Raw genomic sequence first — 12,253 nt, 5'->3', positions numbered from 1 at the left:
CCGCGGGCCCCAGCCGCGAGCGAGCAGCGCGCAGCGCCGCCGCCAACCAGCCACACGCGCGAAACGGCAGCGCTGTCACCGGTGTCGCACAGGTCGCAGCCGGTGAGATGGCCGCAGGCAATTCTGCCGGCCTGTCCTCATCCATCCCGCCACGGAGTGCCGCCATGTCGCATCGCCTTTCCCGTCGTTCCGAAACTCCCGACCCACGCGTGCTGCGTCCGGTGCGCCAGGTCGCCCTGGCCGGGCTGGCCCTGGTATTGGTGTGGCCGGCGGCGCGCGGCCATAGCGAGTGGATCGGCTGGTTGCCGCTGTGGCTGGTCGGCATGCCGATGCTGGCGTGGTGGAGCCTGTACCGGTTCGCCGTGCCGGCATTGCCGCGCCGGGGCGAGCGGCCAGCAAGGACGCGGCGGCGGGGGCCGCAGGCGCAGCGCCGTCGCGTGGGTTCGCGCACGGCGACGCAGGTGCGCGCGGCCTGACCTTCGGCAGGGGAAGCCGTCGAACGGCTATGTTACGGTCCGGCGGCTCGCTTTCTTAGGGAACCCCCATGTCCAAATTCGCCTCGATCTGCCTGGTTGCCGGCCTGATCACTGCTGGCGCCGTCTCTGCAAAGGAAACCGCCGTGTCCAATGATCCGTATGCCTGGCTGGAAGATGTCACCGGCGCCAAGCCGCTGGACTGGGTCAAGGCGCAGAACGCCAAGACCGAGGCGCGGCTGGCGGTGACCCCGGCCTTCAAGCAGATGGAATCGAGTATCCGCGAGGTGCTCGACTCGGATGCCAAGATTCCCACCGTGCAGAAGATCGGCCCGTACTACTACAACTTCTGGAAGGACAAGCAGCACGAGCGCGGCCTGTGGCGGCGCACCACGCTGGACGAATACCGCAAGGCGGCGCCCAAGTGGGAAACCGTGCTGGACCTGGATGCGCTCAACAAGGCCGAGAAAGAGAACTGGGTCTGGCACGGCGCCGATTGCCTGCGCCCGGGCTACCAGCGCTGCCTGATCGCGCTGTCGCGCGGCGGTGCCGACGCGGACGTGACGCGTGAGTTTGACCTGTCCACCAAGCAGTGGGTCAAGGACGGGTTCTTCCGCCCCGAAGCCAAGGGCGGGCTGGGCTGGATCGATCAGGACACCGTCTACGTCTATACCGATTTCGGCCCCGGCGCGATGACCAGCTCCGGCTACCCGCGCATTGCCAAGCAGTGGAAGCGCGGCACGCCGCTGAGCACGGCCAAGGTGGTGTACGAGGGCAAGCCCACCGACATGTACATCATGGCGATGCATGACGACACGCCTGGATTCGAGCGTGATTTCGTCAGCCGCACGCTGGCCTTCTACAACGACGAGCTGTATTTCAAGAAGGCCGATGGCGCGCTGGTAAAGGTGGATGCGCCGAACTCCGCCAACAAGAGCGTCAAGCGCGAGTGGCTCACCCTGGAGCTGCGCGAGCCGTGGACGGTGGGCGGCAAGACCTACAAGGCCGGCTCGCTGCTGGTCACGCGCTTTGATGCCTTCATGCAGGGCAAGCGCGACTTCGATGTGCTGTTCGAGCCCACCGACACCACCTCGCTGGCCGGCATGACCTGGACGCGCTCGCACCTGGTGTTGAACGTGCTGGAAGACGTCAAGAACCGCCTGAGCGTGATCACGCCCTCGCAGGATGGCTGGAAGAAAAGCGCCTTTGTCGGTGCACCAGCCTTTGGTACCGTGGATGTCGGCGCCGTGGACAGCGATGACAGCGATGCGTTGTGGCTGACCGTCACCGACTACCTCACGCCCACCACCTTGTCGTGGGTGGACGTGGGCACTGCGCCGCAACCGCTGAAGACCATGCCGGCGTTCTTCGATGCCGGCGAGGACAGCATCGAGCAGCACTTTGCCACCAGCAAGGATGGCACCCGCGTGCCGTACTTCCTGGTGCGGCCAAAGGATCTCAAGCTCGATGGCAGCGCGCCGACCCTGCTGTATGGCTATGGCGGTTTCGAGATCTCGATGACGCCGAATTATTCCGGCGCCCTGGGCCGTGCCTGGCTGGAGAAGGGTGGCGTTTACGTGGTGGCCAACATTCGCGGCGGTGGCGAATATGGCCCACGCTGGCACCAGGCCGCGCTCAAGCAGAACCGCCACAAGGCCTATGAAGACATGGCCGCGGTCGCCAAGGATCTGGTCGCGCGCAAGATCACCTCGACCAAGCACCTGGGCGTGCAGGGCGGCAGCAACGGCGGCCTGATGACCGGCAACATGCTGACCCAGTATCCGGAGCTGTTCGGCGCGGTGGTGGTGCAAGTCCCGCTGCTGGACATGAAGCGCTACAGCCATCTGTTGGCGGGCGCCTCGTGGATGGCTGAGTACGGCAATCCTGACACCGACGACTGGAAATTCATCCAGACCTTCTCGCCGTATCACCTGTTCGATCCGAAGAAGACCTACCCGCCGGTGATCTTCCTGACCTCCACGCGCGATGACCGCGTGCATCCTGGCCACGCGCGCAAGATGGCCGCCAAGATGATCGAGGCTGGCAAGGACGTGACCTACTACGAGAACATCGAAGGCGGCCATGGCGGCGCAGCCAACAATGCGCAGGCGGCGCATATGTCGGCGCTGGCCTACAGCTTCCTGTGGGAGCGTTTAGCGGATTGAGGCGTCCATGCCCACCATGCGGGGATAAGGCTAGCTTTCCACCACTATCGAAATATTCAAAAATATGCGAACTCAATGGTGATTGCGTCCTTTGTGCATCGGGTGTAAAAAATAATGGGGCGCGTCGCTGTGAGGCGTCCCGAGTCCACCTCCCCTCTATCTCCAGAGGAGAATGCTGCAAAATAAAAATCCCTTGATAGGAGCTATTATGAAAATCCTGAATATCGCAGTGGGAGCATGCTTTTTTTCATCGCTTCAGGTGTCATTGCTCAAAATGTAAGTTTGTCTAACAACGCTTTAGGTACATCCATGGATCGGAGGCTATTGGAACAGGAAGTCGCTCCAATACGCTCTCGAGCGGAACTGCAGGAATATCTAAAATTTATGCCGGCTCAATCGCCCCTGAAGTATTTATCTCCTTCAAATAGAGAGCGATTTCTGAATAGTCTTGTTTTTTCAGAGAGCGGCTTGGCAAGTTATTCCTATCAAGATTTGGAAATGGAACTGAATGCGCTTGAGGCATATAAGGTTCTATCGCTGTTCGGCCAGCAGGCAACAGTCGCGCTTATTCCCGGGTTGAGGCAGTCAGATGGGTTTAGCAAGGCGATCATGTCGTCCGTCGATTCTCGGGAGCCCGTAAATGCAATCAGTGGTGAATACAGGCCGGATGCCAGCAAAGATCCAGATTATCCTGATTATGCATGCGTAGCTAAGGCTACCTGCGGTCAGTCAATGGGAAAGATTTGCATCGGTGCCAATTGCTAGTCAATTCCAAGGCCGGCTTCCGCCAGATCCCATCGAATTGGGGTCTGGCGCTTCGCGAATTCCCAACACACTGGAGAGCAGTGCCATGTCGATTGGCCATTGTCGGTTCCGCTGGTTTTTTATCTCGACAGTACTGCTCATTAGCTCTGTGGCGTGGGCGCAACCCTCGGTTGACGTGTTGAATGACGCTTACGATCGCCTGGTGGCGCTGGACGAGGCGACCCTGAGCCTGCCACGCAAGGATCGCCTGCAACGCTTGGCGGACGCCTATAACGCAGCGTTTGCGCCGGTACTCGACTCTCCACGCCTTGCCGACGTCCCCAGGGCGGGCTTGGAAACATTGTCGCGGGCAAGCCAGCGCCTTGCCTATTACACTGACGACGAGCGCTATTTGCAGCAAATGATCGAAGTCATGGAAGCATTTGGCGACACTGCCGGGCCTGATGTGCTGAAGCGCTATCATCAGACGCTTGTCCAGTTTCGTCGCTTTGCGGACGCAGACCAACTGGCAGGTGCCCATCCCGGCATTGAATTTGAACCGGTACCCGATGTGGTCAGGGCGGGGCCTACGGTTAGGCCCAATGCCTATGCCATTGATCAAGGCAAGAGGCGGCTGCGCGAAATCCAGATTCCGTTGCGCGGAGACATACTGGTCGTGGTCGTCCATCCGCATTGCAGATTTTCAGTGAGAGCCATGGACGATCTGAGGCATCATCCGCTCTTGCAAGGGGTCCACCTTGTATGGCTTGCGCCTGTTGGGCTGCGTCTTGATTATGAGGTACTTGAAGCTTGGAATAAGACGCATACGGATCAATCCATCGTACTGGCACGCCACACGGCGGATTGGTCAATGATCAACAGTTGGGGTACACCGACCTTCTATCTGATGCACGACGGAAAGATGGTTGCCAATTTTTCCGGCTGGCCGCACGAGGGAAATTGGCTGGAGTTGCGGGCGCTGCTCGGCAAACGGTCCGACGGGCGCATCGAGTTGGCGGCTACGGCACACAATGACGCGGGCCAGAGTAGGCCAGTCAAGTAGGCACGCAGACTGCACTGTCAGCGGGGTGGCGTTAGCCCGTCTCGTATCTCCGTTCAGATGTGCCGTAACCCACGCGCAATGCGCTCCACCGCCTGCTCAAGGCGCGGCAGGCTCTGCGTATAGGCGATGCGGACGTGCTGGTTGGCGCGGTGGAAGCCGAAGTCGATGCCGGGAGTGAAGGCAACATGCTCGGTTTCCAGGAAGTGCGTACAGAAGGCCTGCGCGTCCTTGGAGAATGCGCTGATGTCGGCATACAGATAGAACGCGCCTTGTGGCTCGACGGCGATGTCGAAGCCCAGTGCGCGCAGTGCAGGCAACAGGTAATCGCGGCGTTGCTGGAACTCGGCGCGGCGCGCTTCGAAGATGGCGATGCTCTCGGGCGTGAAGCAGGCCAGGGCCGCATGCTGGGCGATGGACGAGGCGCTGATGTAGAGGTTCTGCGCGAGTTTTTCCAACTCGGGCACCGCAGAGGGTGGGGCGATCAGCCAGCCCAGGCGCCAGCCGGTCATGCCGAAGTATTTGGAAAAACTGTTCAGCACGAACGCGCTGTCGTCCACTTCCAGCACGCTGTGCGCGTCCAGGCCGTAGGTCAGGCCGTGGTAGATCTCATCCACCACCAGGTGGCCACCACGCGCCTGCAAGGCCTGCGACAAGGCGGCCAACTGCGCACGCGAGAGCACGCTGCCGGTGGGGTTGGCCGGTGAGGCCACCAACGCGCCAACGCTGTCGGCCGTCCAGCAGGCATCCACCAGCGCCGGGGTCAGTTGGTAGTCGCTGTCCGGGCCCACCGGTACCAGCTGCGCGCCAGCTTCGACCAGGCGCAGGAAGTGACGGTTGCACGGATACCCCGGGTCGGCGAGCAACCAATGCTTGCTCGGGTCGACCAACAGGCTGCTGGCCAGCAGCAAAGCGCCGGAGCCTCCCGGGGTGACCAGCACGCGCTCGGGATCGATGTGGCAGCCGTAACGCTGCGCGTAAAACCCGGCAATTGCCTCGCGCAACGCGGGCAGCCCGCGGGCGGCGGTGTAACGGGTGTGGCCTGCGGCCAATGCAGCCTGGCCGGCGGCCACCACGGGCGCAGCGGTGGTGAAGTCCGGCTCGCCGATTTCCAGGTGGATGACATCGTGGCCGGCCTGTTCCAGTGCGTTGGCGCGGGCCAGCAGGGCCATCACATGGAAGGGCGCGATGTCCTGGCTGCGGCGGCTATAGCCGGACACGGGCGAAAGCAGTGAGTCCATTGCGAAGATGATAGACCAGCATGACCTCGGACACATGACGCTCCCCGGCGGCCTCTTCCACACTCGCGCGCTGGGATGGCATTGCGTTCATCCAACGGACCCCAATCTGATGAAACCTGTCCTGACCTTGTTGATCGCCAGCCTGATGACCAGCTCTGTTCCTTCCGCACTTGCCGCCCTCCCGACGCCGCCGGACGTGGCCAAGCATCCGCACGTGGTCAAGGCCCCGTTCGGTGCCACCCGTAACGATGACTACTACTGGCTGCGCGACGACAAGCGTGAGAACAAGGCCATGCTGGCGTATCTCAACGCCGAAAACACCTACGCCGACGCCTTGATGGCGCCGCTGAAGCCGCTGGAAGACACGCTGTATACCGAGATCGTCGGGCGCATCAAGCAGGACGATGCCAGCGTGCCGTACCGCGAGCGTGGCTACTGGTATTACACGCGCTACGAGGCCGGCAAGGACTACCCGATCCAGGCGCGCCGCAAGGGCAGCATGGACGCACCGGAAGAGATCCTGCTCAACGTCAACACCCTGGCCGAGGGCAAGGGCTACTTCAGTGTTGGCGATGCCGAAGTCAGCCAGGACAACCGCATCCTGGCCTGGGCCGACGATGCAGTGGGCCGCCAGCAGTACACCATCCGTTTCAAGAACCTGGAGACCGGCGAGGTCTATCCGGACACCGTGGAAGGCGTCTCCGCCAACGTGGTGTGGGCCGACGACAACAAGACCTTGTTCTATGTGGAAAACGACCCGGAAACGCTGCTGACCGTGCGCGTCAAGAAGCACGTGCTCGGCACGCCGGCCAAGGACGACGTGCTGGTCTACGAGGAAAAGGACGACAGCTTCTACATGGGCATCTCCCGCACCCGCGACGACAAGTACATCGTCATCGGCGTGGAGAGCACGGTGTCCTCGGAAACCCGCTACGCGCCGGCCGACAAACCCGAGACCTTCACCGTGCTGGCCAAGCGCGAGCGCGACGTCGAATACCACCCGGAGCATTTCGGTGGCCGCTGGGTGATCCGCACCAATGCCGATGGCGCCAAGAACTTCAAGCTGGTCACCGCGCCCACCAATGCGACCACGCGCAAGCAGTGGACCGACTGGGTGGCGCACGACCCGAACGTGTATATCGAAAGCTACGCACTGTTCGATGGCTTCACCGCCATCGAAGAACGGTCCGGTGGCCTGGAGCGCGTCCGCCTGCTCAAGCGCGATGGCAGCCACGAGTACGTCAAGACCGACGAGTCGGCGTATTCGATGGGGTTGTCGGTCAACTCCGAGCCGGACACCGCGTGGTTGCGCTACACCTACACCTCGCTGACCACACCGGCCACCACCTACGAACTCAATACCCAGACCGGCGAGCGCAAGCTGCTCATGCAGCAGCCGGTGATCGGTTACGACGCCGGCAACTACGTGACCGAACGCGTCTGGGTGACCGCGCGCGACGGCGTCAAGCTGCCGGTGTCGCTGGTCTACAAGAAAGGCTTCAAGAAAGACGGCACTGCCGCGTTGTTCCAGTACGCGTACGGCAGCTACGGCATGTCGATGGACCCGGCGTTCAACCTGCCGGCGGTGAGCCTGCTGGATCGCGGCGTGGTGTACGCCATCGCGCACATCCGTGGCGGCCAGGAAATGGGCCGGCAGTGGTATGACGACGGCAAGCTGCTGCACAAGCAGAACACCTTCAACGACTTTGTCGATATCACCCGCGGCCTGGTGGCACAGGGCTACGCTGCCAAGGACCGCGTTGCGGCTTCCGGCGGCAGCGCCGGCGGCTTGCTGATGGGCGCGGTGGCCAACATGGCCCCGCAGGACTACCGGGTGATGGTGGCGCAGGTGCCGTTCGTGGACGTGGTCACCACCATGCTCGATGCCAGCATCCCGCTGACCACCAACGAATACGATGAATGGGGCAACCCGGAAACCAAGGATTACTACGACTACATGCTGTCGTATTCCCCGTACGACAACGTGCGCAAGCAGGCCTACCCGGCGATGTTCGTCGGAACCGGCCTGTGGGATTCGCAGGTGCAGTACTGGGAACCGGCCAAGTGGGTCGCCAAGCTCCGCGACGACAACACCGGCACCTACCCGATCGTCTTCCGCACCAACATGGAAGCCGGCCACGGCGGCAAATCCGGCCGCTTCCGCCGCTACCGCGAACTGGCCGAATCGTATGCCTTCGTGCTGGACCAGCTGGGCGTCAAATAGTTGAGGGGCGGGGATTGGGGAGTCGGGATTTGGGATTCGTAAGAGCAGATCGCGCGGGCTTTTAGCGATTAGCTATTTGCCTGGATGTCAGGGGACGGTGGATGCGGGAGGCTGGTGTTGCCGCCGCCGCCTCCCAATTCCCAATTCCCGTCTTCCGTCTCCTTCTTCCCCCTTTTCACCTCTGCTCCGGCTTCCGCTTCCTGCTTCGCTTCCCGCCGTCCCACCTAGCGTTTTCCTTCCTGTTTTTTCGCTTCCTGCTCCTGCTCTCGCTTCTGCTGACGCTCTCGCTCCACCAACGTCGCCTTAAAGCGAGCCGAGCACCGCAGCTGCGCGGGGCCGAAGAGGCGCCCTTGTCTGAGCGCAGCGAGTTTGGGCGCCGTGCCACGCGTGGTGAGGAGCGCAGGGCACCGGTGCGGCTTCACCGCACCGGATCGCGTCGGCGACAGCGGTTTTGGTTCATTTTGCCAAGACAAAAGGAACTCGCGCCGCAGGCGCGAAAGCCCTGCACTCGCTCTGCCGTGCTTTCAGACGTGCCAGCAATAAGCGACAAACCAATCGTCGCCCAAGCACCGCAATCAACCCACCCCTTCGTGCGTTCTCCGGGCAAAGCATCCGGCTGAAAGAACGCCGCCGCAAAATCGAAGCGAGCCTGAGCGCACACACATGGCACGCACCCCAACACAAGCTGCTCCCAAGCGCACCCCACATCCCCTGCAACAAAAAACCGTCCACCCACCAACCCCCACCACTGGCCGTATCATTCCCCCATGACGCGACCGAACCGATTCCGCTGGGCGTGGTGGCTGCTGGCCTATGCCAGCCTGGCCACCGGCATTGTCGGCATCTTCGTCCCCGGCCTGCCCACTACCGTATTCGTGCTGATCTCCGCCTGGGCCGCCTCGCGCGGCTCCGAACGCCTGCACCGCTGGCTGATGGCGCACCCGCGCTTTGGCCCGGCCATCGTCGAATGGCAGACCTATCGCGCGGTGAGCCGCAAGGCCAAATGGATGGCGACCCTGACCATGACCATCTGCGCCGCCATCATGCTGTGGTGCGTGCCGGTGCTGTGGGTCAAATGCCTGTCGATCGGCAGCATGGCGGTGGTGGCCATCTGGCTGTGGCTGCGCCCGGAGCCGCCGCCGCGCGCACTGCAAACGCCCGCCTCGCACTGAGCGCACGGCAGTCAGGGTGTTCTGGCTATACTTCGGTGCATGAGCATTATGTCCCGACCGTCTGTTCGTCTCGCACTGGTGGGTGCGACCCTCGTCCTGCTCGCCGCCTGCGGCAACAAGGGCCCGCTGGTGATGCCGCAGAAGCCGGTGCCGGTGGAAGCCCAGCCCGTGCTGCAGCCGCCGGATGCACCGCAACCGCTGGACGAATCGCAGACGCCCGCGCCCGTGCCGGCCGACAGCACCACCCAGCCCGCGCCGACCACGCCGACCACGGATCAGCCCGCCAGCAGCGGCAATGAGCGCTGACGTCCACACCGGGCGCTTGCGTTTCACCAAGATGCATGGCGCCGGCAACGATTTCGTGGTGCTGGATCTGCGCAATGGCACACCACCGCCCGATGCCAGCCTGGCCGCGCGGTTGGCGGATCGTCATTTCGGTGTGGGCTGCGACCAGATCCTGACCATCGAAACGCCACGCAGCGCCGAGGCGGTGGCCGCCTACCGCATCTGGAATTCCGACGGATCACACTCGCAGCAGTGCGGCAATGGCGCGCGCTGTGTGGCCGCGTGGCTGGTGCGCGAGGGCACCGCGCAGGGCGATGTCTTCACCATCGACAGCCCCTTCACCGCGCACCGCGTCGAGCGATTGGACGCGGGCACATATTCGGTAGCGATGGGTGTACCGCAGTTCGAGCCCACGCAGATTCCGCTGGCCGGCTTTGCCCATGCGCGCGACGAATACGCGCTGCCCGTGCACGGAGAAACCGTGCGCTTTGGCGCGGTGTCGATGGGCAACCCGCACGCGGTTGTGGAAGTTGGCCGGGTCGATGCGGCGCCGGTGGAGCGGGTAGGTGCGTTGCTGCAACAGAATGCGGCGTTTCCCGAATCAGTCAATGTCGGGTTTGCACAGGTGGTGGACCCGGCGCATGTGCGGTTGCGTGTGTACGAACGCGGCGTTGGCGAAACGCTCGCCTGCGGCAGCGGTGCGTGCGCGGCCGCGGTGGTGCTGATGCATCGGGGCCGGGTCGAGCGCGATGTACGGGTGTCCTTGCCGGGTGGCGAATTGCGGATCCGCTGGGCCGGCGAGCAGGCGCAGGTGGTGATGTCCGGGCCGGCCGTGTTCGTCTTCGATGGAGAGTGGAACCAATGAGCGAGATCGACAAACTCGGCGCGCATGACGTCGCCAACTGGCTACGCCGCCATCCGACCTTCCTCAAGCAGTTCCCGGATCTGGCGGTGAGCCTGCTGGTGCCGCGCGATGACGGCCCCACTGCCTCCCTGGCCACGTACCAGCTGGAAGTGCTGCGCGACAAGAACCGCGAGTTGTCGCGGCGCCTGCACGAACTGGGCAGCAATGCGCAGGTCAACGAACGGCTGGCGGTGCGCACGCATCAACTGACGCTCGCGCTGATGCGCCAGGCCACCCCGGCCGACACGCTCAAGGCGATGGCCGCATCGTTGGCGGAAGATTTCAATGGCGAACTGGTGCGGCTGGTGTTGCTGCAACCGGTCGCCGGGCTGGAGGCAGACTGGTTGCAGGTGATGGCGGCCGATGACGCGCGCCTGGCGCCATTTCGCGATTGCCTCACCGATGGCGAGCCGATCTGCGGCCGCCTGCAAGCCGAAAAACATGCGCTGTTGTACGGCGCGCATGCAGGCGAGGTCCAATCCACCGCGTTGCTGCCGTTGCCGGGCATCGGCCTGATCGCAGTGGGCAGTAGCGACGCCAATCGGTTCTACCCGGGCATGGGTACGTTGTTCTTGCGCATGATGGGCGAGTCGCTGGTGGTGGCACTGCAGCGCTTCGATGCCTGAGGCGGCGCCGCCGGTTGCGGATGCGCGGGGTTCCTCGCCGACAGCGACGACCGGACCCGGCGCAGATGCAACGCTGTCTGCGGTAGAGCCCTTCCTGGCGCATCTGCAGATCGAACGGCAGGTCTCGGCACATACGCTGGATGCGTACCGGCGCGATCTTGCCGCGCTGATCGGTTGGGCAAGTGCACAGGGCAGCGAGGATGTCGCGCAGCTCGACAGCGCGCAGCTGCGGAAATTTGTCACTGCCGAACACCGGCGCGGGTTGTCGCCAAAGAGCCTGCAGCGTCGCCTGTCGGCTTGCCGCAGTTATTACGCGTGGTTGCTCAAGCATGGCCGCATCGCGACCAGCCCTGCGGCTGCGTTGCGCGCGCCCAAGGCGCCGCGCAAATTGCCGCAGGTGCTGGATGCCGATGAAGCGGTGCGGCTGGTGGAAGTGCCAACCGACGCGCCGCTGGGCCTGCGCGACCGCGCCTTGCTGGAATTGTTCTATTCCTCCGGGCTGCGTCTGAGCGAGCTGTGCGCCTTGCGCTGGCGCGATCTGGATCTGGACAGCGGCCTGGTCACGGTGCTTGGCAAAGGCGGCAAGCAACGCCTGGTACCGGTGGGGTCACATGCGGTGGCGGCCTTGCGCGCCTGGCAGCGCGACAGCGGCGGCAGCGCGCAGACGCATGTCTTCCCGGGGCGTGCGGGTGGTGCGATCTCGCAACGCGCGGTGCAGATCCGCATCAAGCAGCTGGCGGTGCGCCAGGGCATGTTCAAGCACGTGCATCCGCACATGCTGCGCCACAGTTTTGCCAGCCACATCCTGGAATCCTCCGGCGACCTGCGCGGTGTGCAGGAGTTGCTGGGGCATTCGGATATCGCCACCACGCAGATCTATACCCATCTGGATTTCCAGCATCTGGCCAAGGTCTACGACGCTGCGCATCCGCGGGCGAAGCGCAAGAAGGCGACGGAATGAGTGCGCGCCTCTGCGCGTGAGTGTGAGAGACGTCATCAGCCTGCCGGCCAGCTATTGTGATCGAGACGCTGGTGCTGGCCCGGTCCAGCATAGGTGCCGTTGATAGAGCCGATGCAGCTGTTAAAGCCAGTAGTTGGCAAAACAAGTACCGCTGGTAAAGCCACCACCGTTGATAACTCAGTCCAGCTAGCGGCCCAGTCCAGCTGATTGGGCCATCACAGCGGTAAAGCAGTGCTTGGATAGCTGGCAGCTCATGAAGTGTGCTCCGCTCTAGCCCCTCTCCCCTCGGGGAGAGGGGTTGGGGTGAGGGTCCCTGTGCAGACGCTGCTTGGCGTCTTGGGAAAGTTGGAGAACCTCAGAGTTCGCTGTGTCTGATACGCCCAGGGTTCCGTAGACAC

11 protein-coding genes are annotated in these 12,253 nt (G+C 63.3%); 10 read left to right on the top strand and 1 reads right to left on the bottom strand.

Going from position 1 to position 12,253, the window contains the following annotated elements; all coding sequences use genetic code 11:
- Positions 1-164 precede the first annotated feature (164 nt).
- The 4 genes from XCC_RS18155 to XCC_RS18140 all read left to right on the top strand — a co-directional run bounded on the left by XCC_RS18155 (position 165) and on the right by XCC_RS18140 (position 4,445).
- Positions 165-476, top strand: a complete 312-nt coding sequence (locus XCC_RS18155) for a membrane protein (protein WP_011038599.1) — start codon at positions 165-167, stop codon at positions 474-476.
- Positions 477-544: 68 nt separating this feature from the next.
- Complete coding sequence (locus XCC_RS18150) at positions 545-2,638, top strand: prolyl oligopeptidase family serine peptidase (protein WP_011038598.1); 2,094 nt, start codon at positions 545-547, stop codon at positions 2,636-2,638.
- 237 nt (positions 2,639-2,875) lie between these two features.
- Positions 2,876-3,403, top strand: a complete 528-nt coding sequence (locus XCC_RS18145; RefSeq protein ID WP_011038597.1) for a hypothetical protein — start codon at positions 2,876-2,878, stop codon at positions 3,401-3,403.
- A gap of 85 nt (positions 3,404-3,488) precedes the next feature.
- Positions 3,489-4,445, top strand: a complete 957-nt coding sequence (locus XCC_RS18140; protein ID WP_012437328.1) for a hypothetical protein — start codon at positions 3,489-3,491, stop codon at positions 4,443-4,445.
- 53 nt (positions 4,446-4,498) lie between these two features.
- Here the strand turns inward: XCC_RS18140 and XCC_RS18135 are convergent, their stop codons facing one another.
- A complete protein-coding gene (locus tag XCC_RS18135; RefSeq protein ID WP_011038595.1) occupies positions 4,499-5,683 on the bottom strand; it encodes a pyridoxal phosphate-dependent aminotransferase in 1,185 nt (394 codons plus the stop codon).
- A gap of 109 nt (positions 5,684-5,792) precedes the next feature.
- Here XCC_RS18135 and XCC_RS18130 point away from each other — a divergent pair, with 109 nt between their 5' ends.
- The 6 genes from XCC_RS18130 (at position 5,793) to xerC (ending at position 11,855) form a co-directional block, all read left to right on the top strand.
- The gene (locus XCC_RS18130) at positions 5,793-7,907 is read left to right on the top strand and encodes a S9 family peptidase (RefSeq protein WP_019237214.1); all 2,115 of its coding nucleotides are present in this window, start codon (positions 5,793-5,795) and stop codon (positions 7,905-7,907) included.
- 767 nt (positions 7,908-8,674) lie between these two features.
- Positions 8,675-9,079, top strand: a complete 405-nt coding sequence (locus XCC_RS18125; protein ID WP_011038593.1) for a YbaN family protein — start codon at positions 8,675-8,677, stop codon at positions 9,077-9,079.
- A 39-nt stretch (positions 9,080-9,118) separates the two neighbouring features.
- Positions 9,119-9,385 carry an LPS translocon maturation chaperone LptM gene (gene lptM, locus XCC_RS18120; protein ID WP_011038592.1) on the top strand — a complete coding sequence of 89 codons (267 nt, stop codon included), beginning with the start codon at positions 9,119-9,121 and terminating at the stop codon, positions 9,383-9,385.
- Positions 9,375-10,229 (top strand): diaminopimelate epimerase, encoded by an 855-nt coding sequence (dapF, locus tag XCC_RS18115; RefSeq protein WP_011038591.1) that lies wholly within the window; start codon positions 9,375-9,377, stop codon positions 10,227-10,229. The genes lptM and dapF overlap by 11 nt, the downstream gene beginning before the upstream one ends.
- Positions 10,226-10,894 (top strand): DUF484 family protein, encoded by a 669-nt coding sequence (locus tag XCC_RS18110; RefSeq protein ID WP_016944790.1) that lies wholly within the window; start codon positions 10,226-10,228, stop codon positions 10,892-10,894. Before dapF ends, XCC_RS18110 begins: the two co-directional genes overlap by 4 nt.
- Entirely contained in the window at positions 10,887-11,855 is a 969-nt protein-coding gene (xerC, locus tag XCC_RS18105) for a tyrosine recombinase XerC (RefSeq protein WP_011038589.1), read from the top strand. The genes XCC_RS18110 and xerC overlap by 8 nt, the downstream gene beginning before the upstream one ends.
- Positions 11,856-12,253 lie beyond the last annotated feature (398 nt).

The sequence above is a fragment of the Xanthomonas campestris pv. campestris str. ATCC 33913 genome (assembly GCF_000007145.1).
Classification (GTDB): Bacteria; Pseudomonadota; Gammaproteobacteria; order Xanthomonadales; family Xanthomonadaceae; genus Xanthomonas; species Xanthomonas campestris.
Note: the sequence above shows the minus strand (reverse complement) of the source record. Positions and strands in the feature narration are given on the sequence as shown.